23 protein-coding genes are annotated in these 23,036 nt (G+C 69.4%); 13 read left to right on the top strand and 10 right to left on the bottom strand.

Going from position 1 to position 23,036, the window contains the following annotated elements; translation table 11 throughout:
* Window positions 1-21: 21 nt before the first annotated feature.
* Entirely contained in the window at window positions 22-1,848 is a 1,827-nt protein-coding gene (locus ABZX12_RS19475; protein ID WP_355694861.1) for an ABC transporter permease, read from the top strand.
* On the opposite strand, the gene ABZX12_RS19470 is transcribed toward ABZX12_RS19475, so the two are convergent.
* The 5 genes from ABZX12_RS19470 to ABZX12_RS19450 form a co-directional block, all read right to left on the bottom strand.
* A complete protein-coding gene (locus tag ABZX12_RS19470; protein ID WP_355694860.1) occupies window positions 1,805-2,302 on the bottom strand; it encodes a DUF2867 domain-containing protein in 498 nt (165 codons plus the stop codon). The genes ABZX12_RS19475 and ABZX12_RS19470 overlap by 44 nt on opposite strands.
* Window positions 2,303-2,312: 10 nt before the next feature.
* A complete protein-coding gene (locus ABZX12_RS19465; RefSeq protein WP_355694859.1) occupies window positions 2,313-2,846 on the bottom strand; it encodes a TetR/AcrR family transcriptional regulator in 534 nt (177 codons plus the stop codon).
* A gap of 150 nt (window positions 2,847-2,996) precedes the next feature.
* Window positions 2,997-4,211, bottom strand: coding sequence for an MFS transporter (locus ABZX12_RS19460; RefSeq protein ID WP_355694857.1), 1,215 nt, complete (start codon window positions 4,209-4,211; stop codon window positions 2,997-2,999).
* Window positions 4,208-4,654 (bottom strand): MarR family transcriptional regulator, encoded by a 447-nt coding sequence (locus ABZX12_RS19455; RefSeq protein WP_355694855.1) that lies wholly within the window; start codon window positions 4,652-4,654, stop codon window positions 4,208-4,210. The genes ABZX12_RS19460 and ABZX12_RS19455 overlap by 4 nt, the downstream gene beginning before the upstream one ends.
* A gap of 105 nt (window positions 4,655-4,759) precedes the next feature.
* Window positions 4,760-5,371 (bottom strand): hypothetical protein, encoded by a 612-nt coding sequence (locus ABZX12_RS19450; RefSeq protein WP_355694854.1) that lies wholly within the window; start codon window positions 5,369-5,371, stop codon window positions 4,760-4,762.
* A 424-nt stretch (window positions 5,372-5,795) separates the two neighbouring features.
* Between ABZX12_RS19450 and ABZX12_RS19445 the strand changes: the two genes are divergently transcribed.
* Window positions 5,796-6,035, top strand: a complete 240-nt coding sequence (locus tag ABZX12_RS19445; RefSeq protein ID WP_355694852.1) for a hypothetical protein — start codon at window positions 5,796-5,798, stop codon at window positions 6,033-6,035.
* Entirely contained in the window at window positions 6,032-6,505 is a 474-nt protein-coding gene (locus ABZX12_RS19440; RefSeq protein WP_355694850.1) for a helix-turn-helix transcriptional regulator, read from the top strand. The genes ABZX12_RS19445 and ABZX12_RS19440 overlap by 4 nt, the downstream gene beginning before the upstream one ends.
* On the opposite strand, the gene ABZX12_RS19435 is transcribed toward ABZX12_RS19440, so the two are convergent.
* The 3 genes from ABZX12_RS19435 to ABZX12_RS19425 form a co-directional block, all read right to left on the bottom strand.
* A complete protein-coding gene (locus ABZX12_RS19435; protein WP_355694849.1) occupies window positions 6,502-7,908 on the bottom strand; it encodes an FAD-binding oxidoreductase in 1,407 nt (468 codons plus the stop codon). The genes ABZX12_RS19440 and ABZX12_RS19435 overlap by 4 nt on opposite strands.
* A 106-nt stretch (window positions 7,909-8,014) precedes the next feature.
* Entirely contained in the window at window positions 8,015-11,188 is a 3,174-nt protein-coding gene (locus ABZX12_RS19430) for a BTAD domain-containing putative transcriptional regulator (RefSeq protein ID WP_355694847.1), read from the bottom strand.
* 39 nt (window positions 11,189-11,227) lie between these two features.
* Window positions 11,228-11,623 (bottom strand): hypothetical protein, encoded by a 396-nt coding sequence (locus tag ABZX12_RS19425; protein WP_355694845.1) that lies wholly within the window; start codon window positions 11,621-11,623, stop codon window positions 11,228-11,230.
* A 136-nt stretch (window positions 11,624-11,759) separates the two neighbouring features.
* On the opposite strand from ABZX12_RS19425, the gene ABZX12_RS19420 reads away from it, so the two are divergent.
* Together ABZX12_RS19420 and ABZX12_RS19415 are read left to right on the top strand one after the other, a co-directional pair.
* On the top strand, window positions 11,760-13,697 hold the full coding sequence (locus tag ABZX12_RS19420; RefSeq protein ID WP_355694843.1) for a histidine kinase: 1,938 nt from the start codon (window positions 11,760-11,762) through the stop codon (window positions 13,695-13,697).
* Window positions 13,694-14,350 carry a response regulator transcription factor gene (locus ABZX12_RS19415; protein WP_355694842.1) on the top strand — a complete coding sequence of 219 codons (657 nt, stop codon included), beginning with the start codon at window positions 13,694-13,696 and terminating at the stop codon, window positions 14,348-14,350. Before ABZX12_RS19420 ends, ABZX12_RS19415 begins: the two co-directional genes overlap by 4 nt.
* A gap of 28 nt (window positions 14,351-14,378) precedes the next feature.
* Here ABZX12_RS19415 and ABZX12_RS19410 read toward each other — a convergent pair whose 3' ends face one another.
* On the bottom strand, window positions 14,379-14,921 hold the full coding sequence (locus tag ABZX12_RS19410) for a hypothetical protein (RefSeq protein ID WP_355694840.1): 543 nt from the start codon (window positions 14,919-14,921) through the stop codon (window positions 14,379-14,381).
* Between the two features lie 64 nt (window positions 14,922-14,985).
* Between ABZX12_RS19410 and ABZX12_RS19405 the strand changes: the two genes are divergently transcribed.
* The 4 genes from ABZX12_RS19405 to ABZX12_RS19390 all read left to right on the top strand — a co-directional run bounded on the left by ABZX12_RS19405 (window position 14,986) and on the right by ABZX12_RS19390 (window position 18,014).
* Window positions 14,986-15,444, top strand: coding sequence for an isoprenylcysteine carboxylmethyltransferase family protein (locus ABZX12_RS19405; RefSeq protein WP_355694838.1), 459 nt, complete (start codon window positions 14,986-14,988; stop codon window positions 15,442-15,444).
* 82 nt (window positions 15,445-15,526) lie between these two features.
* The gene (locus ABZX12_RS19400) at window positions 15,527-16,150 is read left to right on the top strand and encodes a TetR family transcriptional regulator (RefSeq protein ID WP_355695446.1); all 624 of its coding nucleotides are present in this window, start codon (window positions 15,527-15,529) and stop codon (window positions 16,148-16,150) included.
* A gap of 29 nt (window positions 16,151-16,179) precedes the next feature.
* Complete coding sequence (locus ABZX12_RS19395; protein WP_355694837.1) at window positions 16,180-17,718, top strand: MDR family MFS transporter; 1,539 nt, start codon at window positions 16,180-16,182, stop codon at window positions 17,716-17,718.
* Complete coding sequence (locus ABZX12_RS19390; RefSeq protein WP_355694836.1) at window positions 17,715-18,014, top strand: thiamine-binding protein; 300 nt, start codon at window positions 17,715-17,717, stop codon at window positions 18,012-18,014. The genes ABZX12_RS19395 and ABZX12_RS19390 overlap by 4 nt, the downstream gene beginning before the upstream one ends.
* On the opposite strand, the gene ABZX12_RS19385 is transcribed toward ABZX12_RS19390, so the two are convergent.
* Entirely contained in the window at window positions 18,003-18,734 is a 732-nt protein-coding gene (locus tag ABZX12_RS19385) for an SDR family oxidoreductase (RefSeq protein WP_355694835.1), read from the bottom strand. The two genes, ABZX12_RS19390 and ABZX12_RS19385, sit on opposite strands and share 12 nt — an antisense overlap.
* A 99-nt stretch (window positions 18,735-18,833) precedes the next feature.
* Here ABZX12_RS19385 and ABZX12_RS19380 point away from each other — a divergent pair, with 99 nt between their 5' ends.
* The 4 genes from ABZX12_RS19380 to ABZX12_RS19365 all read left to right on the top strand — a co-directional run bounded on the left by ABZX12_RS19380 (window position 18,834) and on the right by ABZX12_RS19365 (window position 22,983).
* Window positions 18,834-19,700 (top strand): helix-turn-helix transcriptional regulator, encoded by an 867-nt coding sequence (locus tag ABZX12_RS19380; RefSeq protein WP_355694833.1) that lies wholly within the window; start codon window positions 18,834-18,836, stop codon window positions 19,698-19,700.
* 43 nt (window positions 19,701-19,743) lie between these two features.
* Window positions 19,744-21,015, top strand: a complete 1,272-nt coding sequence (locus tag ABZX12_RS19375) for a ThuA domain-containing protein (RefSeq protein WP_355694832.1) — start codon at window positions 19,744-19,746, stop codon at window positions 21,013-21,015.
* Window positions 21,016-21,036: 21 nt separating this feature from the next.
* Window positions 21,037-22,107, top strand: coding sequence for an oxidoreductase (locus tag ABZX12_RS19370; protein ID WP_355694830.1), 1,071 nt, complete (start codon window positions 21,037-21,039; stop codon window positions 22,105-22,107).
* A gap of 63 nt (window positions 22,108-22,170) precedes the next feature.
* Window positions 22,171-22,983 (top strand): endonuclease/exonuclease/phosphatase family protein, encoded by an 813-nt coding sequence (locus ABZX12_RS19365; protein WP_355694828.1) that lies wholly within the window; start codon window positions 22,171-22,173, stop codon window positions 22,981-22,983.
* Window positions 22,984-23,036 lie beyond the last annotated feature (53 nt).

The following is a 23,036-nucleotide window of genomic DNA, read 5'->3' as shown; positions in this document are numbered from 1 at the left end:
CCGGGGCGGTTGGCTGGGCGCATGCTGAGGTTGTCTGTCGGGGCGTTGCGGACCAGGTGGCAGCTGTTCGCCGGTGCGGTGGTGGCTGTCGCGCTCGGGGTCGGCTTGGTGCTGTCCGGGCTGCAACTGCTGGCGGCGACGGATCGGCCGGTGCTGCCCGCGGGGTTGTCGGCGTTCGAGCGGGCGAAGGTCCGCGAAGGGTACGTCGGGGCCGCGACGCTGCTCGGAATGTCGGTGATGCTGGCCGTTTTCCTGAGCGTTTTCATCGTGAGCACGACGTTCGGGTTCATGACCGTGCAACGGCGGCGCGAGTTCGGGTTGTTGCGGCTGGTCGGGGCGCAGCGCGGATACCTCTGTCTCATGGTCGTGACCGAGGCCGGCCTGCTCGGGGTCGTCGGCAGCCTCGCCGGGGTGCCGGTTGGTGTGTTGGCGACCTGGGCGCAGTCGTGGTTGCTCGTCCGGCTGGGGATGTTGCCGCAGTGGTTCGTGGCGCCGTGGGATCAGGGCGCGATGTGGGCGGCGATGATCGTCGGCGTCGGCACCGCGCTGGCGGGCGTACTCGCCGCGGCCTGGCGGGCGTCGCGGGTCAACGCGCTCGAGGTGGTCGTCGAGGGACAGGCCGCGCGGCGGGTGATGACGCGGTGGCGATGGTTCTGGGGGTTGACGGCCGCATCCGGCACGGTGTTGCTGGTGATCGCGGCGCAGGCCGCGCGGGACCTCGTCGCCGGGTTGATGATCGGGCTGGTGGTGATGATCAGCGGAGCCGTGGCGCTGAGCCAGCTGAGCCCGGTCGTGGTCCCGCTGGTCGGCCGGTTGCCCGCGATGGTTGTCCGCGGCAACGTGATCGCCGATCTCGCGCGGGCCGGTGTGCTGCACGCCGTACGGCGGAGCGCGGCGACCGCGGCGCCGCTGATCGTGCTCGTCGGGCTGGTCGTCGGGCTGTGGGGAACGTTCGGGTCGCTGGCGAAGGCGGTCGGGGTCGAGCAGCAACGGTTGATCACAGCCGATGTCGTCGCGGATCACGCGGTGCCGCCGGGACCGGGGATCACGGCCGCCTCGGTGCAGACCGCCGTACCGATCGCCGTCACACGTTTTCGGAAAACGGTGTACTCCGAGGCGATCGGGATCGATCCGGCGGCCTACCAGCAGACGCACAGGCTGCGGCCGCGCAAGGGATCGCTGGACCGGCTGACCGGGCCGACGATCGCGATCGGACCAGGCATGGCAGCCGAGGGCTACCAGCTGGGATCGACGCTCAAGGTTGCGCTGGGCAACAGATCGGTCGCGGTCAAGGTGGTCGCGATCATGCCGGAGACGCTCGACGTGAGCGAGAACTTCTTCATTCCGAGGAGTTTGCTGCCGGCCGGCGGCAGGACCGAGACCCTGGTGAAGCTCGCGCCCGGGGCCACGCTGGACGGTCAGACGGTCGAGCAGTGGGCGCAGGCGCGGGGTGAAGCGCAGCAGCGGAGCAACTCCGGCCTGTTCGCCGCGCTCATGGGGCTGGCCGGGATCTTCACTGCGGTCGCGGTCGTCAACGCGGTGGTGATGTCGACCGCCGACCGGCGCCAGGAGTTCAGACTGTCGCGGCTGGCCGGGCTGACACGAGGGCAGGTCGTGACGGTCGCCCTGGTGGAGTCGGGGACGGTGGTCGTGGTCGGCGTACTGCTGGGATCGTTGGTCGCCGCGGCGGCGCTGGCCGGGATCGCGGCGGGGCCTTACGGCCTGGCAGCGTTGGCGATCCCGTGGCGGTTGCTCGGACTGATCTTCGCCTCGGCATTGGTGGTCGTCGGGGTGGCCGCGGCACTCACTGCCTATCGCGCCACGTCGCGCCGGCTCGGCACATACTGAGCAGGACGACGTGGTGGAACGGCCGGATCAGGTTGTAGTAGAACCGCCCGGCGGGCCGCAGGAACTGCACCAGGGTGACGACCTTGATCGTCGCCGGCCGCTCGTTGTCGGTGATGAACGCGAGATACCCGATCAGGTGGTTGTCGGTGACCTTCAGCAGCAGGTGGTGGTCTTCCTCGCCGCGCACGACGGTGAAGAACGCGTCCTTCTCGCCCGGCGTGAAGCTCACGGTCTCGGGCCGCAGCTGCCGCGTGTCCGGGATCCCGGTCGTCTCGAGGCGAAGCGCTGCCGCGACGGCCATCCGGACGGCGAACAACCCCTTGATCCACAACGGACTGTGCCCCAGCGCACCCGCGACGAACTCCCGCAGCGTGACGTCGCCGCGCGCCGTCTTCACGTCGATCTCGTCCACGACCGGCACCAGGTCGTCGAGCTCGTGCAGGGTGGTCGGCATGTGCACTCCTCTAGTCGATGAGGCGGAGGACCAGGTCGTAGATCTCCCGCACGTCCGGCTTGTGGATCGGCGGCAGCACCTGCTCGGCGCCGATCAGGATCAGGTACAGCAGCTGCGCGAACCGGTCCGGATCCACCTCGGTCTTCAGGCCGCGGCACAGCTTCTTCAGGTACGCCGTACGCGCCGAATCCACCCGCTCCTGCGCGGCCCGCACGTCCGGATCCTGCAGCGCCCACGCCCGCACCGCGATCTCCAGCCCGGCGCTGTCCGGATCCGCAAGCACCAGCCGCAACAGGTGCTGCAGCTTCACGTCCGCCGTGTTGTCGCCGGCGCCTTCGACCGTGTCGATCAGCCGCGTCGTGTACCGCGCCTCGAAGTACTCCAGCAAGGCCGCCTTGTATCCGGCGGCCCCTTTGAAGTGGTGGTAGTACGACCCCTTCGTCACCCCGAGCGCCCTGGTCAACCGCTCGATGGTCACGGCCGGCGCCCCCTCACCAGCCAGCAACTCGAGCCCGGCATCCAACCACTCGGTACGACTCAACACCCGAGAACCATACCATACGGTTTGGTATGTTCTGGCGACGCTCGGGCAGCCATCGGGTAGCGGGCGACGGCATCACTGCGGCGCCAAGCATCCGGGTTCGACGTGACGACCCCGCCGGAAGGGCACTCCGGCGGGGTCGTGTTGAGGGGGTCAGGCGTCGGCGGCGGTGAGGGCTTCGGCTTCCGACTCCGAATGGGTGGTGGGGACGCGGAGGTGGGCGAGGGGCTTCCAGCCGGTCGCGAGAACGGCGACGGCGAGCAGGACGGCGACGGCGCCTACGTAGAACGGGAGTTGGATGTTGAACTCCTCGCCGAGCTTGCCGGCCAGCCAGGGAGCGACGGCGCCGCCGGAGAAGCGGACGAAGGAGTACGCCGCGGACGCCGTACCGCGCTCGACCGGGGCGGCGGCCATCACGGCCTCGGTGATCAGCGTGTTGTTGATGCCCAGGAACAGGCCCGCCACGATGACGCCGGCCGCGAGCACCGGCTTGTGGTGCGCGTACACGCCCATCACCGCGAGATCGGCGCCGAACAGCAGCAGCACGGTCATCGCCACCGGAAGGGTGCCGAACCGGCGCTGCAGCCGCGGCGCGACGAACACCGACGTGAACGCCAGGCAGATACCCCAGCCGAAGAAGATCAGCCCGATCTCCCGCGCCGACATCGCCAGCGGGAACGGGGTGAAGGCGAGCAGGGTGAAGAACCCGAAGTTGTACAGCAACGCGGTGACCGCGACGGTCGCCAGCGACCTGTGCCGCAGTGCCTTCAACGGCTCGACGACCGACGTACGCCGTGCCTCCGGCGGCGATGCGGGCAGCAGGAACGCGGTCGCGGCGAGCGCGATCGTCATCAGGACCGCGACGCCGAAGAACGGGCCGCGCCAGGAGATCGTGCCCAGTTCGCCGCCGACCAGCGGGCCGGCCGCGATGCCGACGCCGAGCGCGGCCTCGTACAGGATGATCGCCTGGGCGACCGATCCGGCGGCGGAGTTCACGATCGTGGCGAGCGCGGTCGCGATGAACAACGCGTTGCCCAGACCCCACCCGGCGCGAAACGCGACGATCATGCCGATGCTGTTCGACAAACCGGCCAGTGCGCTGAAGACGACGATGATCGCCAGGCCGATGAGCAGGGTGCGCTTGGCGCCGATCCGGCTGGAGACCGCGCCGGTGATCAGCATCGCGACACCGATGACCGCCATGTAGCTGGTGAACAGCAGCGAGACCTGGGACGGGCTCGCGTGCAGCTGCTCGGCGATCGGCTTGAGGATCGGATCCACCAGGCCGATGCCCATGAACGCGATCACGCAGGCGAACGCGACCGCCCAGACGGACTTGGGCTGCTTCAGGAACGACGACGTGCTCACCGGGGCGTGGCCTCCAAAGGTTCGAGGGTGAGGAGCTTGTGGACGATGGCGACGGCGGCCTCCAGGGTGGTGAGGTCGTCGGCGGGGAGTTGACGCAGGTGTGCGGCCAGCGCGGCTCCGGCCTGCCGCCGCGCACTGCGCAGCTCGGCGAGACCGGCGTCGGTGAGGCTGATCAGGCTGGCGCGCGAATCGGCAGGGTCCTGGGCGCGCCGCACCCACCCCTGGTCCTCGAGCCGCTGCACCAGGTTGGACATGGTCGGCTGCGAACACCGGTCGGCCTTGGCCAGCTCACTGATCCGCGCCCGCCCGAGCTCGTCGAGCCGCCCGAGCACCCGCATCGCGGCGTGCGGCAGCGTGTTCACGTTCCGGGTGGCGAGCCGCGACAGCCGCGTCGACGCCACCACCATGTCTTCCCCGAGGCCGGTCAGATCTCGTGCTGTCACACCTGCAAATATACATAGCAATGCTATGCATCTCGAGGGAAGTGAACGAGATCACGCCGGTTCTCGAGATCCGCAAGATCTCAGCTTCGGCCGCCCTGCCGCCGCTCAGGTGAAGACGTTGACGGCTCGGGCCACCACGAGGCCCACGACGGCCAGCGCGATCATCGACTGCAGGCCCATGGCCAGCTTGGCCCACAGGGCGAGGGGCATAACGTCGGTGGGGCTGAAGGCGATGGAGGTGGTCAGCGCCAGGTAGAGGTAGTCGCCGAAGCCCGGGCGCCAGTTCGGCCGGGCGAGTTCCGGGTTGACCTGCTGCGTGAAGGCGAGGTCGAGGTACTGCGGCATCCGATGGGCGCGGTTCGCGGCGCCGCCGGCGTCGAGTTCCCAGTACAGCAGCGCGAACGAGAGCAGGTTCGACAACCACACGACGGCACCGGCGGCGAGCAGCTTGGTCGGTGAGTTGGTCATCGACCCGCCATGGATGAGCGCTGCGATCAGCCGTACGGTCGCCACCAGCGCGTCCAGCACCAGCAGCGTCACGACCGTGATCGACGCTCCACGCAAGAACGACGAGCGTCTGTCGATCCGCCCCGGATCCCTCACGATCAGGACCGTCAGCAGCACGATCTCGACCAGCGGCAGCACCCATGCCGGCAGCAGCCGCAAGTCCGCAGGCCGAACCAACGTCAACGCCATCGCCAGCACCACGGCAGCCACACTCGGCCACCGTGGCTCCCCCCGAACAGGTCCCGAATCCCCACCCCCAAGACCACCCACCCCCACCACGGTACGCCCGCGGCCGGCGCGCGACGGCCTGTCACTGGCGACCCCGCAGCGCACTCGGTCAGAGACCTGGGGACAGCCCCAGGGACACACCCCAGGGCGGGTGACGGCGCGATCGCGGACCGTGAAGAACATCCAGTACCGACAACGGAAGTGGTGGTCCGAAGGCCCGTTTCGAACGTGAGCGCCGTGACGATGCCCGACGGAGCGATCTACGGCTACATCTGCGGGGAGGGGTGCCTGTGGCGCACGCCCAGCTGGGATTGGCCGACGAGGCACGCGCGGATCTTGCCGAGGTGGCCAGGCGCCAGCTGACCGATGCTGTCCGGGGTTCGGCCGCCCCTGCTATCTCGCCGCGGTGCAGTATCAGTGCGGCGACTGGGACGAGAGCGTGCAGACCATGCGGGGCGCCTCGCTGCTCGCCGCTGTCGACGAGCCGTTGATGAACGAGGTACTGCGCTACCTGGCTACTTCGCTGGTTCCCTCGGCCCGCGGCCACTGGCAGATCGCCGAAGATCTGGTACGCCAGGCCGCAAAGGCCGCGCAGCGCATCGGCGGTCGAGTCTGCGGACCAGAGCTCGGGGGATGGACATCATGAGCAGCACGGTCGCCCGGCTGTCCGCTCGCCAGTTGGAGGCCGAGGGCAAGGTTTTCGAGGCTGTCGAACGCACAGACGACTACCTGGCGACCCTCGTCGAGACACGCCCGCGACTGGCCGACGGCCGGCTCTTCCATACCCACGGCCTCCAGTTGCTCTCACTCGGAAAGACCACCTCGGCCACCCACTGGCTGACGGCGGCCGAGGCCTGCTTCACAGTGCTGAGCGCCTCGCCCTACCGTCTCCGGGCGGCGACCGACCTTGCCGGGCTGACCGGGCTGACCGGGAGCGGCGCGACCGGACTGACCGAGCGGGAGCAGGAGGTCGTCGACCTGGTCAATCGGAGTCTCACCAACCGCGAGATCGCCGACCGGCTGCACGTGACGCCGAAGACGGTCGAGTACCACCTGCGCAACATCTTCGCCAAGCGCGGCGTCAGCTCCCGGCGGGACCTCCGCACACCTGGCTAGCCACTCGGGGGGATGTTCTGGTTCAGGTGGAACAGGTTCGTGGGGTCGTAGGTGTTCTTCACGGCGACGAGCCGGTCGTAGGTTGCCGTCGGGTAGGACGCTCGGACGATCTCCTCGTTCGTCTCGCCGGTGAAGTTCACGTACGACGCCGCGTCCGGGCCGAGCGCTGCCGCGGACGAGCGCGCCCACCGGACCGCCTCGTCGTAGCCGTTCGCGTCCGGCGTCCTGGCGACGACGTTGAGGATGTACTCGCGGTCCCGCGTGCCGAACGCGGTGGCGTCGGCCGGAACCCGGCCCATCGCGCCACCGAGATGGTGGATGTGCAGCTCGGAGACGCCGTTCGGCACCTGGGCGTGCGCCGTGACGAGCGCGTCGACGGTCGTCGGCCCGAGATCGTGGAAGAACGCCGAGCGGAAGTAGTTCCGCATGCCGCGCGGGAACAGCGGATCGAGCAGCGTCTGCATCGCGGTGTACGGCATCGGTCCGAACAGGTCGGCCACCACCGGCGCCAGCTCACGGAAGGGCCTGGTCGCCGCGTCCCCGTCCTCGGTGCGCCCCGAATACATGCCGAGTACGGCGACGATCGGCCTGCCGTGCACCTCCTCCGGCAGGAACGGCAGCGGTGGCGCGGTGGTCAGGTTGAGTGCCAGCGACAACTCGTCCGGTGCGGATCCCGCCGCCGCACCGAAGCCGCGCAGTACCTCGGCCACCTGGTCGCCCGGGTAGAAGACCAGGCCGGCGTGAACCGTCGGACCGACCTCGTGGGCCTTGAACTCGAACGAGGTGACCACTCCGAAGTTGCCGCCGCCACCCCGCAGCGCCCAGAGCAGTTCCGGATTCTCGTCCGTACTCGTGTGCAGGTACCGGCCGTCCGCCGTGACGACATCGGCCCCGACGAGGTTGTCGCACGCGAGTCCGGCGCGGCGGACCAGCCAGCCGATCCCACCGCCCAGCGTGAAGCCGGCGACCCCTGTCGTCGACACCAGACCGCCCGTGACCGCGAGCCCGAAGGCCTGCGCCTCCGCGTCGACATCTCCCCACACGCACCCGCCCTGCGCAACGATCCGGCGCCGGTCCGGGTCGATCCGCACGGCGTTCATCGGCGACAGGTCGATCACCAGGCCGCCGTCGGTCGTGGAGAAGCCGGGGATGCTGTGCCCGCCGCCCCGCACGGCCAGTGCCAAGCCCTCGCTCCGTGCGAACTCCACGGCCCGGATGACGTCGGCCACGCCGCGGCAGCGCACGATCAGCGCGGGCAACTTGTCGTGCGCGGCGTTCCAGATCGACCGCGCCTCGTCGTACGACGGATCGGTCGGCCGGATCAGCTCGCCACGAAGTCCCTCGGCGAACTCACCGAGCGTGGCCTCCCCGAGTGCGTCCTGCCGCGCTTGCGTTGTTGTCATTTCCACTCCTAGTTGTCCGTCCAGGTTCTCCTGGACGGAAACGACGCTAGGAAGAGCGCCTTCGCAACGACTTAGCGTGACTTAGCCCGCTATCAGCGACAGCCCCTCAGCCGTGCTGCAACAGGGCCGCGACGCGGGCGGCGCCGATACGGCAACCCAGCTTCCCGAAGAGCTCGGATGCCACTCGGATGTGTGCGTCGGCTGCCTGAGCGTCACCGTCGCCCGCGGCCAGCTCGGCGGCGACCAGCCGGCCCCAGGCCTCGAGTCGCAAGTAGCCCTGCGGCCGAAAGGCCTCGACGGCCTGTTCGGACAGCACTCGAGCGGCGCGACGTTCGCCGGCGAAGAGCTCGACGACGACCAGGTTCAGCAACGCGCCCGCGGCCGCCGGCCGGTCGTCGACCGCGTCGCCGCGGTCGAGGGCGATGCGCGCGAGACGTCGTCCGGCTCCGGGGTCACCGGCCGCCGCGGCCAGCAGTCCGAGGTTGGCCAGCGTCAGATTCTCGCCACGCCGGTCGCCGAGCTGCTCACGAATCCGCAACGCGTCACGAAGATGCTTCTCGGCCGGATCGAACAGTCCCCGGTCGCGTTCGATGCAGCCCTGGTGGTTGAGCGCATGGCCGAGCCCGGATCCGTCGCCGATTCCGGCGAACGTGTCGACCGCGCGTCGTACGGCGTCGAGCGCGCCGTCCAGGTCGCCCGCCAGCCGATGCGCGTCGGCGTACGCGGACAGGGCGTAGCCGCGGGCCCGCACGGCACCGACCCGGCGGCCGAGCAGGAACGTCTCCTCGAACACCGGGACCATCGACCCGCCGACCGGCGCGAGGGGCAGACACAGCGTCACCGCCGGGAAGAAGGGCGCAGCCGTCGGATCGATCAGCTCCAGTCGCCGCAGGCATTCGGCGAATCGCTGGTGCGCGGGTTCGACGTCCTCACGGAACAACGCGACCATCGCGGCCAGCCCTTGGGCGGTGGCGGCGACTGGTGCGGATCCGAGGGCGTCGGCCTGTGCAAGCGCCTGCGCGGCGGTCTGTTCGATCTCGTCGAGGTCGCCGCTACCCAGCAGCAGCGTGCCGCGCAGTACCCCGGCGTACACGAGGTCAGCGGGATCGCCGGACTGTTCGGCGACCGCAACGGCTTGGTCTCCGAGGCCCGGCAATCTGTCGCTCAAACCGCTCCGGGCGTCGAGGACCGCGAGTGCGAAGATCGCCCGCGCCCGTTCCCGGGACGGTTCGACGGCCACCGCGAGAATGCGTTCGAGCCAGCCCGCTCCCTCGGCGAAGTGTCCCCGCGCCAGCCAGTACTGAGCCAGGTTCACGCCGAGTAGCAAGGCCCGCTCGCGATCGTTGCGGAGCGCCCATCCGAGCGCGGCACGCAGGTTGTCGTGATCGACATCGAGCAGCTGTGGACGTTCGACGACGACGCCGGCGCGTTCCGGGTCCTGGTTCAGGGTCAGTTCCAGGAAGTGCCGGCAGTGTGCGGTCTCCAGTTGCTCGACCTCCCGGGCGGCGACGAGCCGCTCCCGGGCGAACTGCTGAATGGTTTCCAGGAGGCGATAGCGCGAGCGAGGACCGTCATGATCGACCAGCAGCAGGGACTTGTCGACCAGGCGGCCGAGGCAGTCCAGCACGTCCTTGGCCGGAAGACGCTCGTCCGCGCACACTCGCTCCGCCGAAGGGAGCGCGAAGCTGCCGGCGAAGACCGCGAGCCGGCGCAGCAGTACCTGCTCGTCGATCGACAGCAAGGCATGACTCCACTCGAGCGCGGCTCGCAACGTCGCGTGCCGAGTGAGCTCACCCGGCCGGCCGAGCAGCGCCAGCGCGTCACTCAAGCGCTCCGCGATCTCCGCCGGCTCCAGGTGCGAGGCACGAGCAGCCGCCAGCTCGAGCGCGAGCGGGATTCCGTCGAGGCAGCGGCAGATCTCCACCACGGCCGTGGCGTTGTCCGCGTCGAGGACGAAGCCGGGACGGACGGCCTGGGCCCGCTCGACGAACAGTCGCGCCGAAGGCAACGTCCCGAGCCGGTCCAGGTCCGCGGCGTCGCCGGCCTCGGGCAGTTCGAGTGAGGGCACCCGGAAGGTCACTTCGCCCTCGGCGTGCAGAGGTTCCCGGCTTGTCGCCAGCACGCTGACTCCGGGGCAACCGCGCAGCAGAGCGCCCGCGAGTCCTGAGCAGGCGGCGAGCAGATGTTCGCAGTTGTCGAGCACCAGCAGCAGATTGCGAGGGGCGAGGCGGGTGAGCAAGGTCCGCAGGGAGTCCGAGCCGGCCGCCGGATCCAGCCCCAGTGCGGCCGCAACGGTGTCAGCGACTAGGTGCGGATCCGCCACCGGTACCAGGTCCGCGATCCAGATCCCGTCCGCGTACGAGTCGAGCAGTCTGCGCGCGGCCTCCTCCGCCAGCCGCGTCTTGCCGGCGCCGCCGACGCCGGTGAGCGTGACCAGCCTGCCGCGCTCGAGCAGGCGATGGACATCCGCGATCTCGCGCTCGCGGCCGACGAAGCTCGTCAACCCCGGCGCGAGGTTGTGCCGGGGCGTCGTGACAGGCTCCTCCGTGCTCCCGGCAAGCAGATCGCGGTACAGCCGCTGCGTCTCCGGATCAGGGTCGGAGCCGTACGTCGTGCGCAGGTCACCGCGGAGCCGTTCGTACCGCGCCAGCGCCTCCGACAACCGGCCCATGGCCGCATGCCGCCGCATCAGGCTTCGAACGCCGTGCTCGTGCAGCGGATCGATGGCGAGTGCGCGCTGCAGCGCATCGAGCGCCTCCACCTCGGAACCGCTCGCCGCGGCCGCGTCCGCGAAGTCGACGAGCAGATCGCAGAAGGCCTCCCGCAGTTCTTCCCGCGGCCGCGCGGCCCAGTCCTCGAACCGGTCCTCGGGCAGCAGATCGCCGGTGTAGGCGGCAACTGCCGCCCGAAGCTCGGCGAGGTCGCCACTGGTTCGGCCCGCGGCCGCCAGTCGTTCGAAAGTCCGCACATCGACCTCGACCAGTCCGTCCGATCGCAGCGCGACGACGTCGTCCCGCAACACCAGCCAACCGGTGCTCGACTCCTCACCGGCAAGCACCCGCCGAGCGACGTGCAGTGCCTGGTGCAGATTGTTCACCGCGGACTCCGGGGGCCGATCCGGCCACAGCGCCTCGACCAGTGCGTCCCGGTGCAACCGCTGCTCGCGGGCGAGCGCCAGGATCTTCACGAGCGTGCGGGCCTTCCGCAACCGCCAGCCCCCGCTGTCCAGGGGCACGCCCGCGCGCTCCACGCCGAATCCCCCGAGCAACCGAATCCACACAACGCCCTCCCTCGACGAGGGTAGATCCCCGGACGAGGGTCAGCGGGCCGGCGGGCGGATCACGCAGGCGAGAGCGATCGCCGCCAGGACGCCGAAGGGGATGGCCTGGAGCTCCTGGAAGGCGATCAGTTTGTAGAGGGTGAAGTAGATGATCCAGGTGGCGTAGAGGATGACGGCCGGGCGCCCGAGGCGGTGACCGCGGAGGTGAGCGATGGCTGCCAGCAGGCCGATGAGGCTGAGGAACTCGTACGCAACCACGAAGCTCACCCCGATCCCGTCCCAGCCCTCCAGGCCGGTGAAGTAGATCGCCCCGTATCCGCCGACCGCCGCGATCAGGGCGACCAGTACCGACGCGATGACCGTCGCGGGACGCCGCCGGCGGCCGGTGGTGATTCCGGTGGTGATTCCGGTGGTGGTGCCGGGTGAGGTTGTCACGGTGTCTCCTTGGTAGCAGTTGATGCGCTCCACGGTCCCGGCCGGGGCGTCCCGGCGGGCAGGGGCGGGCATCACGTTCCGGCTCGGGACTTCTTGTCCCGTGACGCCGGGACACCTCGGCGGCGATGATGCCTTCATGGGGGTAGTTGCCGGAGTACTCGCGATTCTCGCCGGACTGTTCGGCGCCGGCGTCCACGCGGTCAACGCCGCCGCGGGCCGCGCGATGGGGCCGTCGTTCTGGTTGATGGAGCTCGCGGCGGCGGTCGCGTACGGGCTCGCGGCCCTGCTCCTGCGCTCTGCCGGTGCCCGCCGGATCCAGTTCGTGCTGGGAGCGATTGCGCTCACCCAAGGTCTCGCACTGCTCGGCAGCGAGCTCGGGGCGCTCACCAGCGACAACTGGGCGACCTGGCTGGGTGCCTGGCTCTGGGCGCCCGGGTACGTCGCGATCGCCGTACTGCTCCCGCTGCTGCTGCCGGACGGCCACGCGCGGTCCCGGTCCGCGCTCCTTGTGAACGTCGCCGCAGTTGCCGCGATCACGCTCGTCTGGGCGCTCACACCGTACGACTCCCAGGACTTCCCCGAGGCCCTCCGCGGTGCGACGAACCCACTTGCCGTCGCGGCCGTCGGCAGTCCGATCGCCGGTGCGACCACCGGCTTGCTGCTTCTCGTCGCGGTCCTGATCGGCCTCGTCTCATTGGTCGTCAGATGGCGAGCGGCCGCGGATCTCGAGCGACAGCAGCTCAAATGGGTTCTTGTCGGGTATGCCTGCACGCTCGTCCTGTTCGGGATCGCGAGGTTGCTCCCGGCCGCCGCGACCGGTCCGGTCGCGGCGCTCGCGATGCTCCCACTGCCGATCGCGATCGGGATTGCGGTGCTGCGCCACGGCTTGTGGGAGGTGGACGTCGTCATCTCGCGAGCCCTGGTGTACGGCGGTCTGTCGTCGCTCGTGATCGCCCTGTACGTCGGCACCGTGTGGCTGGTCGGCGACGGACTCGGCGCCACGACCGGTACGCCGATCCTCGCGACAACCGTGGTCGCGTTGGCCGCATTGCCCCTGCATTCCTGGCTTCAGCGGCACGTCAATCGCCTGGTGCACGGCGATGTCGAGGAGCCCTACGCCGTACTCACGCGACTGGGCCGGCGACTGGCGGCGGCCACCACACCCGACGACCTGACCGAACGGGTCCTGCCGTCGGTGGTCGAGCGGGTGGCGCGGTCGCTGCGGGCAGCCCGTGCCACGCTCGAGTTGCGGGACGGTTCGGTGACGTCGTACGGCGACTCCTCGAGTGGGGGCACGACCGTCGAGCTGATGTACGCCGGTGAGTCGCTCGGTGAGCTCACGGTCGCGCGGTCGTCGGAGTTCGACCGGCACGAGCTGCGCGCTCTCGACGAACTCGCCGTGCAGGCCGCTGTCGCGGCGCATACCGTCCTACTGGCCCGCGAGGCGCAGCGTGCACGCGAGGCCGTCGTGGTCGCGCGGGAGGAGGAACGGCGACGGCTCCGCCGCGACCTCCACGACGGCGTGGGGCCGTCGCTCGCCGCTCTCGCTCTGCACCTGGAGACCGCGCGCGACCTCGCGGCGGACGATCCGGCAGCCGCCCGGCAGCTGCTCGATCGCCTGGTGCCGCGGCTCAACGCGGCGGTCGCAGACGTCCGGGCGTTGGTGCACGAGCTCCGGCCGCCGATGCTGGACGAGCTCGGGCTGGCGGCCGCGGTGCGCGCGTTGGGGAACCGGTTGTCCACAGGTACGACCAAGGTGAGGGTGACCGCGGACGAGATCCCGGGACTGCCTGCCGCTGTTGAGGTCGCGGCGTACCACATCGCCGGCGAGGCGACCGGCAACGCGGTCCGGCACGCTGGTGCCGGGACCGTCGCCGTCCGGGTGTGCGACGCGGACGAGTGCGTGCGGATCGAGGTCGCCGACGACGGTCGCGGGCTGCCCGATCGACCGCGAGCGGGCGTCGGTACGGCGTCCATGCGCGAGCGGGCCGAGGAACTCGGCGGTCAGCTGCAGATCGAGTCCGGCCCGTTCGGTACAACAGTGACCGCGCTGCTGCCGAAGGGGACGGTATGACGGTGCGAGTGCTGGTGGTCGACGACCACCCGTTGTATCGCGAGGGCCTTGTCACCGCGATCTCGACCATGCCGGGAAAGGACGTGGTCGGTGAGGCGGCGGACGGTGAGCAGGCGGTCCGGCTTGCCGAGGAGCTGGAACCGGACGTCGTGGTGATGGATCTGCACATGCCGGTGCTGAACGGCGTGGAGGCGACCCGGCAGGTGACGCAGCGGCATCCGGACATCGCCGTACTCGTGCTGACGATGCTGGAGAACGACGAGTCGGTCTTCGCCGCCGTCCGGGCCGGTGCGCGTGGATATCTGCTGAAGGGAGCAGACCGGGCCCAGATCGGGCGGGCGCTGGACGCGGTGGCGCACGGCGAGGCGGTGTTCTCGTCGGCGATCGCCGGTCGGGTGCTGGCGTACTTCGCCGCCGGCCGGCCGGGGCCGGAAGTCGCGCCGTTCCCCGAGCTGACGGATCGCGAGCGTGAGATCCTCGACCTGGTCGCCCGAGGCCTGACGAACGCCGCGATCGCGCGCCAATTGGTCGTCAGTGACAAGACGGTCCGCAACCACGTCTCCAACATCTTCGCCAAACTCCACGTCGCCGGCCGCGCCGAGGCCCTGGCCCGCGCCCGCGACGCGGGCCTCGGAGGCCAGGGGTTCGGCTGATCGCGCCGTACCCGGGTCGCCACCGAGGTCAGCGTTCGACTGGGCTGCCGTCTGAGGTTCGGAAGCGGGTCAGGGGGATCGGGCCGCGGTGGAGGATGTGGGGGATGTCGGCCCAGGGGTAGAGGGGCTCCGTGGGGTTGAGGTTGCGGAGACGGTCGAGGGCCCGGTCGGACGGTGTCGAGAGGGCGGCCGCGGCCTCGGGGGTGTACGGCACGAAGTCCTCGGGTGGTTGCGGGCGGAGTTCGGGGTCGTGGCGTTTCAGCAGGATGCAGGTGTTCGCGGGGTCGAGCAGCGTGGCGTCGAGCGTCCAGTAGTCGACGGTGACCGGGCCGATCCGGCCGGACTGCCGGAGCGCGGCGAAGATCGGGGCCGGGTGGACGGGGGAGAGGAACACGACGTCGGCCCAGCAGCAGTCGAGCGGGTAGACCCGGTTGTTCAGGGTCTCCGGCCGGGCGGCGTACTTCGCGAGCTCGCGCGTATAGATGTCGGGGTAGTGCACCCGTAGCTGGTTGAGCGGCAGGATGTCGTCACCGCGGATGTCACCCGCGGCTTTGTAGAGAAGAGTCGTCATACACGAAAGCCTCCGCACACGGGAATCCGTGTCGGAGGCTCTGCATACATTCTAAGGGACTCCCATGGTCAGAGCGATCCTCGGCAGCACAGTGTTCTTCTTCGCCGCCCCCTGTGTCGTCGCGGGAGTGTTGCCGTGGTGGGTCAGCGGCTGGGCCGCGCCGCGGTTCTGGCCGGGGTTCGTGATCGTGGCCGCGGGTGCGTTCGTCGTCCTGCGGGCGTTCGTGCGCTTCGTCCGCGAAGGGCGGGGTACGCCGGCCCCGGTCGCGCCGACCGAGGAGCTCGTGGTCGGCGGCGACTACCGGTTCGTGCGGAACCCGATGTACGTCGGCGTGGTCGCGGCGATCCTCGGGCAGGCACTCGTGTTCCTCGACTGGCGGGTGCTGGCGTACGGCGTCCTCGCCTGGGCCGTGATGGCGTCGTTCGTCCGGTGGTACGAGGAGCCGGCGCTGCGGGCGCGGTACGGCCACCGGTACGAGGAGTACTGCCGGACCGTCCCGGCGTGGATTCCGCGGCGCCGCTAGCGGGGTAATCTGCACCGCTGCAAAGTTGCAGGGAATAATTGTTTGCAGTGACTGCAAGTTTGTCCGTAGCCTGGACGGCGTGATGCACGTCGAAGGTGGGTTGCGGGAGCGCAAGAAGCAGCAGACGCGGTCGGCTCTGGCCGAGGCCGCGCTGCGGCTGGCGCTGGAGAAGGGGCCCGACCAGGTGACGGTCGAGGAGATCGCCGAGGCGGCCGACGTCTCGGTGCGGACCTTCTTCAACTACTTCCCGCACAAGGAGCACGCGATCCTCGCGCGCAACCCCGAGCACCTCGAGGCGGCGCTGGAGCGGCTGCGGACGGCCCCGGCCGGCGAGTCGCCGCTGACCACGATGTGGTTCATCGTCCACGAGGTCCTGCGGGACCTGGAGAGCGACGGCCAACTGTCGCGCCGCGGCGAGCTGATCATGAGCTCCCCGAGCCTGCTGTACCAGCTGATGCTGTCGAGTATCGACGACGAGCGGCAGCTGACCGCCGCGCTCCGCGAGCGGATGGGCGAACCGCCCGGGTCGATCCGGCCGGCGCTGATCGTCAGCGCCGCCGGCACCGCCTGCCGGGTCGCGGTGGAGCTGCACAAGACCGCACCCGACCGGCCGATCCGCGACCTGCTCGACGAAGGCTTCCAACTACTTGCCCGAGGCACCGATCCCGACTTCGGGCCGGATCACCACCAGAAAGGTCACTCATGACGACGACCTCGTCATCCACACCGGAACCCGTGGCTGAGGTCAGCACCGCAACGACACTCACGCCGCGGCAGACCATCCAGGCCATCTCCGGCCTGATGATGGGCATGTTCGTGGCGATCCTGGCCGGCACCGTGGTGTCGACCGCATTGCCGCGGATCATTCACGACCTGGTGGCGAGTCAGTCGTCGTACACCTGGGTCGTCACGCTCGAGCTGCTGACGATGACGGCCACGGTGCCGTTGTGGGGCAAGCTCGCCGACCTCTACAACAACAAGCTGCTCGTCCAGCTGTCGCTGGGCTTCTTCGTGATCGGCTCCCTGGTGGCCGGCTTCGCGCCGAACATCGAGGTGCTGCTCGGCAGCCGCGTCCTCCAGGGCCTCGGCGCCGGCGGTCTGACCGCGCTGGTGCAGATCGTGATGGCAGCGATCATCCCGCCGCGCGAGCTCGGCCGGTACTCCGGCATCTTCGGCGCGATCTTCGCGTCGGCGACCGTCGGCGGGCCGCTGCTCGGCGGTTTCCTGGTCGACTCGCCGCTCGGCTGGCGGGCCTGCTTCCTGGTCGGCGTGCCGTTCGTGCTCGCCGCGATCGTACTGCTGCAGCGCACGCTGAAGCTGCCGACCGTCCGCCGGGACGTAAAGATCGACTGGTGGGGCGCGGTGCTGATCATGGGCGGCGTGAGCACGCTGCTGGTCTGGTCCTCGTTCGCCGGCAACAAGTTCGACTGGGTCTCCGGGTGGAGCTTCGGGCTGGTCGCGGTCGCGCTCGTCGCGCTCGTGGCGGCCGTCCTGGTCGAGCGCCGACACCCGGAGCCGATCATCCCGATGGACCTGTTCCGCAACCGCACGGTGACGCTGGCCATCGTCGCCAGCGCGCTGGTCGGCGTCGCGATGTTCGGCGGCTCGGTGTTCCTGGCGCAGTACTTCCAGATCGCCCAGGGCTACACGCCGACCAAGGCCGGTCTGATGAGCCTGCCGCTGATCCTCGGCATGATGGTCGCGTCCACGATCGCCGGCGCGCTGATCACGAAGTACGGCCGCTGGAAGATCTACCTGGTCGTCGGCAGTGTGCTGCTGCCGATCGGGCTCGCGCTGTTCGGCACGATCGACGCGCACACCTCGAAGTACATGCTGTGGAGCTTCATGCTGGTCCTCGGCGTCGGCATCGGCCTGGTGATGCAGAACCTGGTCCTCGCCGCGCAGAACGACGTACCGGCGCGGGAGCTGGGCGCGGCGACGTCCGCGGTCAGCTTCTTCCGGAGCATGGGCGGCACGATCGGCGTCAGCGTCCTCGGCGCGATCCTGGCGAACAAGGTCACCGAGACGCTGAACCCGGGCGGCGCGTCGTCCGGCGCCGGCAGCGCGGTGCCGAACATCGCCGAGCTGCCGCCGGAGATCCGGACGATCGTCGAGAACGCGTACGGCGCGGCGACCGCGGACCTGTTCATGATGTCGGTGCCGTTCGCGGTGCTCGCCCTGATCGCCGTCCTCTTCATCAAGGAGAAGGCGCTCCTCACCACCTCCGGAGCCGAGCGCCGCGCGCAGGAGGAGCCTGACATCCTGGATGCATGATCGTCGCATTCAGCATCAGCCCGTCAGCAGGTGACGAGACCGGAGGCGTGAGCGAAGCGGTGGCCGAGGCCGTCCGCGTCGTTCGCGCCTCCGGTCTTCCCAACGAGACCAACGCGATGTTCACGAACATCGAAGGCGAGTGGGACGAGGTCATGGCGGTCGTGAAGCAGGCCGTGGACGTGGTCGCGGCCGTCTCCCCTCGGGTCAGCCTCGTCCTGAAGGCCGACATCCGCCCCGGCTACACCGGCCAGCTCACCGCGAAGGTCGAGCGGATCGAGCAGGCGTTAGGCGACTGAGTTCAGGGCCGCGAAGACCTGGTCGTGGCGGTTCTCCCGCTCGGCGTCGCGGAGGAAGTGGACGCGGTTGACGAGGATCTCCTCGGCGTCCGGGTGGTCCTGGAGCAGCTGGATCGTTTCGTCGGCGTACTCGGCCAGCGGCATCGCGCGCTCGTCGTTCTCCTGGTTGAGCAGGGCTGTCTGTACGGCGGGCGGGACCAGCTCGATTACCTGGAGCGGCAGCTGGTGGCGGAGGCTCTGCGTGTAGCTGTGGACGGCCGCCTTGGTGGCGCTGTACGTCGGGGTCATCGCCAGCGGCACGAAGGCCAGACCTGATGAGACCGTCATGATCACCGCGTCCTGTTGCTGAAGCAGGTGCGGCGTGAAGGCCGTGACCGTGCGGATGGTGCCCAGCAGGTTGGTGGTGATCGTCTGCTCGGCCGTTGCCAGGTCGTGGTCGCGGAGGTCCTCGACCTGCATGATGCCGGCCATGGTGATCAGCACGTTCAGGTTCGGGTGCTCGGTCGTGACGGTCTCGTAGGCCGCGGTGATCGACGCCGGGTCCGCGACATCGAGTTCGATGCCCTCGATGCCGTCCTCGGCGGTGATCTTGTCGAGCAGGTCCTTGCGGCGGCCGCTGATGATCACGGTGTTGCCGAGGTCGCGGAACCGGCGGGCGAGTTCGAGACCGATACCCGAGGTCCCGCCGGTCAGGAAGATCGTGTTGCCTGTTGTTCTCATGCCTTCAGCGTGGAGTCGGATGCCGTGAGCAACCAGGCTGTGCTCAGCCACTGCTCGGCAAGCAGTGGTTAACCGCCGGGGCCCGTGGACACTGGAGGCATGGAGTACGCCGACCTGTCCGATTTTCTGCGCAAACGCCGCGAGGCCCTGCAGCCCGAAGACGTCGGCATGCCCCGCGGGCGGCGCCGCCGTACGCCGGGGTTGCGCCGCGAGGAGGTCGCGGCACTGGCGTCGATGTCGGCCGACTACTACAGCCGGCTCGAGGGCGGACGCGGCCCGCAGCCGTCGGTCGAGATGCTCGGCGCGATCGCGCGGGCGCTGCGCCTGACGCTGGAAGAGCGCGACCACCTGTTCCTGCTGGCCGGCCACGGTACGCCGCCGCGCGCGACGCGGGCCTGCCACGTCGACCCCGGCATGCTGCGAATCCTGGACCGCCTGCACGACACACCTGCGCTGTTGCTGAACCGGTGCGGCGAGGTCGTCGCGCAGACGCCGGCGCACGTCGCGTTCGCCGGCGAGCTGACCAACTTCGACGGGATGGAGCGCAGCGAGGTCTACCGCTGGTTCGTGCATCCCGAGACGCGGGCGCTGTACGCCGAACCCGAGCTGTCGACGCACAGCCGTCTGCTGGTCTCCATGCTCCGCACGGTCGCGACGATCGACGGCCCGAAATCGTACGCCGCCTCGATCGTCCGCGCGCTGCGCAAGAGCAGCCCGGAGTTCTCCGAGATCTGGGACGCGCACGAGGTGGTCGTCGCGCACAGCCGGACCAAGCGGTTCCGGCATCCGGTCGTCGGCGAACTGGAGCTGTACTGCGAGCTGATCGACAACCGGGACCAGCAGCAGACGCTGATCGTGTTCACCGCGGAGCCGGGCAGCGAGAGCGCCGAGAAGTTGCGGTTGCTGAGCGTTCTGGGCAGTCAGGCGATGAGCTCTGGACAGGGCTTTGATCGGGAGTTAATTTAAGTCCTGAAATTTACAGAGCGTTCTTACGGAAAGGTCCGCCCCCATGCTTTCCGATCGATTTCGCCTGCCCGCATTCGTCCTCGCCCTGGTGCTGCTGATCAGCGGCCTGACCTCGACCGCGGTCGCCGGAGTCCAGGCGACGTTCAAGGTGCTCGCCTTCTACAGCGGGACCTGGGACGCCGCCCACATCGACTTCGAGAAAGAGGCCAACCAGCGTTTTCCCGAGTTCGGAGCGCAGAACGGCTTCACCTACACCGCGACGAACAACTGGGACCAGCTCAACAACCTGACCGCCTCGCAGTACCAGGTGGTGATGTTCCTCGACGACTCGCCGCACACCGACGCCCAGCGCAACGGGTTCAAGAACTACCTGGACAACGGCGGCGCGTTCTTCGGCTTCCATGTCGCGGCGTACAACGATGCGAGCGGCGGCTGGCCGTGGTTCAACAACACGCTGCTCGGCACCGGCCGATTCCAGTCCAACACCTGGGGCCCGACCGCGGTCACGTTGCGGACCGAGAACCGCTCGCATCCGTCCCTGGCGAACACCGGCGCGACGTTCCGCTCCTCGGTGAGTGAGTGGTACAGCTGGCAGAACGACCTGCGGAACAACCCGGACATCCAGATCCTGGCCTCGATCGACGCCTCCAGCTTCCCGGTCGGCACCGACCCGAACCAGTCCTGGTACAGCGGCTACTACCCGATCATCTGGACCAACAAGAACTACAAGATGATCTACGCGAACTTCGGCCACAACGCGATGAACTACGAGACCAACACCCGGCTCTCGTCGACCTTCGACAGCCCGGCGCAGAACCAGTTCATGATGGACGCGCTGAAGTGGCTGGGCGGCGCCGGTACGACGCCGCCGGCCGACCAGCCGTCGCCGACCTCGTGGTACTCGATCGCGAACAAGGCCAACGGCAAATGCGTCGACGCCCGCGCGGCCGGGACCGCCAACGGCACCGTGATCCAGCAGTACAGCTGCAACGGCACGCAGGCGCAGCAGTTCCAGTTCCAGCCGACGTCCAGCGGTTTCACGCGGGTCAACAACCGCAACGACGCCACCAAGGTGATCGACGTGACCGGCGTTTCCGCGGCGGACAACACAGGCCTGCAGTTGTGGACGTACGGCGGCGGAAACAACCAGCAGTGGCAGGCCGTTTCCGAAGCCGGCGGCTATTTCCACTTCGTCAGCCGGCTCAGCAGCAAATGCCTGACCGTCCCCAACGGCTCGGTCGTCGACAGCACCCAACTCGTCCAACTCACCTGCAACGGAGGAACGACACAGTCTTTCCAGCTGACGACAGCCTGACCGCCCGTTAGATTGCGGCGCATGAGAATCCTGCGTGTGGCCGCTTTGGCGGCAGGAGGTCTGTTGTTGATGGGTCAGGTCGTGCCCGCCCAGGCTCACGGCGGATCGTCGTACCGCTGGGAGCTGACACCGACCGGGACCACGGCGCAGTTCCGTGGACTCGCGGCGGTCAGCAAGGACGTCGCCTGGGTGGGCGGGTCGGGCGGGACCGTGCTGCGGACGGTCGACGGGGGGAAGCACTGGCAGAACGTCAGCCCGGCCGGCGCCGAAGCGCTGCAGTTCCGCGATGTCGAGGCGTTCGACGCGCGGCGCGCGGTCGCACTGACGATCGGGACCGGCGAGGACTCCCGGGTGTACCGCACGGTTGACGGCGGAAAGACCTGGACGGAAACGTTCCGGAACACGGACGCGAACGCGTTCTACGACTGCATCGCGTTCAACGACGACAAGCACGGCCTGGCGCTGAGCGATCCGGTCGACGGAAAGTTCCGGATCGCCGCAACGTCCGACGGCGGGAAGTCCTGGACGGTGCAGCCGGGCGGTGGAATGCCGGCCGCGCTCCCCGGTGAGTTCGCGTTCGCGGCCAGCGGCACCTGCCTGGTCGCCGGGCACGGCCGGACGGCGTGGTTCGCGAGCGGCGGCGGCGACCGGCCGCGGGTGTTCCGGACCGTCGACGGCGGCCGGCACTGGACGGTCGCGGACTCGCCGATGGCCAGCGGCGCAGCGGCCGGCATCTTCAGCCTCGCGTTCCGGAACAGCTTGTTCGGCGTCGCGGTCGGTGGTGACTTCCTGAAGCCGACCGAGGCCGTGAAGGCCGCGTCCGTCACCTCCGACGGCGGCCGGACCTGGCAGCTGGTGCCGGCGGACAAGGCGCCGAAGGGGTACCGGAGCGGGTCGCACTTCGTCCCGTGGTCGCCGACGACCGTGCTCGCGGTCGGCCCGTCCGGGAGCGACGTCAGCTTCGACGGCGGCCGCAGCTGGAAGCAGTTCTACGACGGCAGCTTCGACAGCGTCGAATGCGCCGGGCACGGAATCAACGCCGGCTGCTGGGCCTCCGGCGCGAACGGCGCCGTCGGCCGCCTCGTGCACTGACGTTAAAACCGGCGACACCCGCTCGTCGCGCGGGTGTCGCCGGTTTTCCGGAAGGATATGGTCATGCGTAAATTGCTGACCGTTCTCGCCGGACTGCTGATGGTGGTCCCCACCGTTGCCGCGGCTCAGCCCGACGCGGGTCGTCCGGGCCGGCCGCTGACCGTCATGACGTACAACATCCACCACGGCGCCGGGATCGACGGCGTCCTCGACCTCGAGCGGATCGCCGCCCTGATCGAGCAGTCCGGGGCCGACGTGATCGGGCTGCAGGAGGTCGACCGGCACTGGGCCGAGCGGAGCAACTGGGTCGACCAGCCGGCCTGGTTCGCGCAGCGGCTGAAGATGCACTACGCGTACGCCGCCAACCTCGACCTGCCGCCGCTGAACCCGGGCGAGCCGCGGCGTCAGTACGGCACCGCGATCCTGTCGAAGTACCCGATCCAGGACTTCGAGAACACCCTCCTGCCGCTCTATCCGACCGGCGAGCAGCGCGGTCTGGCCGTGGCGGACATCACGGTGCGCGGCGCCAAGCTGCGGTTCGCGAACACGCACCTGACCAGCAACAACAACGCCGAGCGGCTCGAGCAGGCGCAGAAGGTGGTCGAGTTGCTCAGCGGCTCCAAGACCCCGACGCTGCTCGTCGGCGACCTGAATGCGACGCCCGAGAAGCCCGAGATCAAGACACTGACCGCGGTGTACGCCGACACCTGGGACGAGGTCGGCAGCGGCCCCGGCTACACGATCGAGGCGGACAACCCGACCAAGCGGATCGACTTCCAGCTGCACAGCGCGGGCCTGCGCCCGACCAAGGCCGCCGTCCCCGTGACGCCGGCCTCGGACCACCTGCCGGTGGTCGCCTCGTTCGTCCTGAGCTGAACCGAGCAGCTCGCAGAAACGCCCCTCCGGCGCCGGCCGGAGGGGCGTTTTCG

Source organism: Kribbella sp. NPDC003505 (genome assembly GCF_040610875.1).
Taxonomy (GTDB): Bacteria; Actinomycetota; Actinomycetes; order Propionibacteriales; family Kribbellaceae; genus Kribbella.
This window is presented reverse-complemented; position numbering and strand designations above follow the sequence as displayed.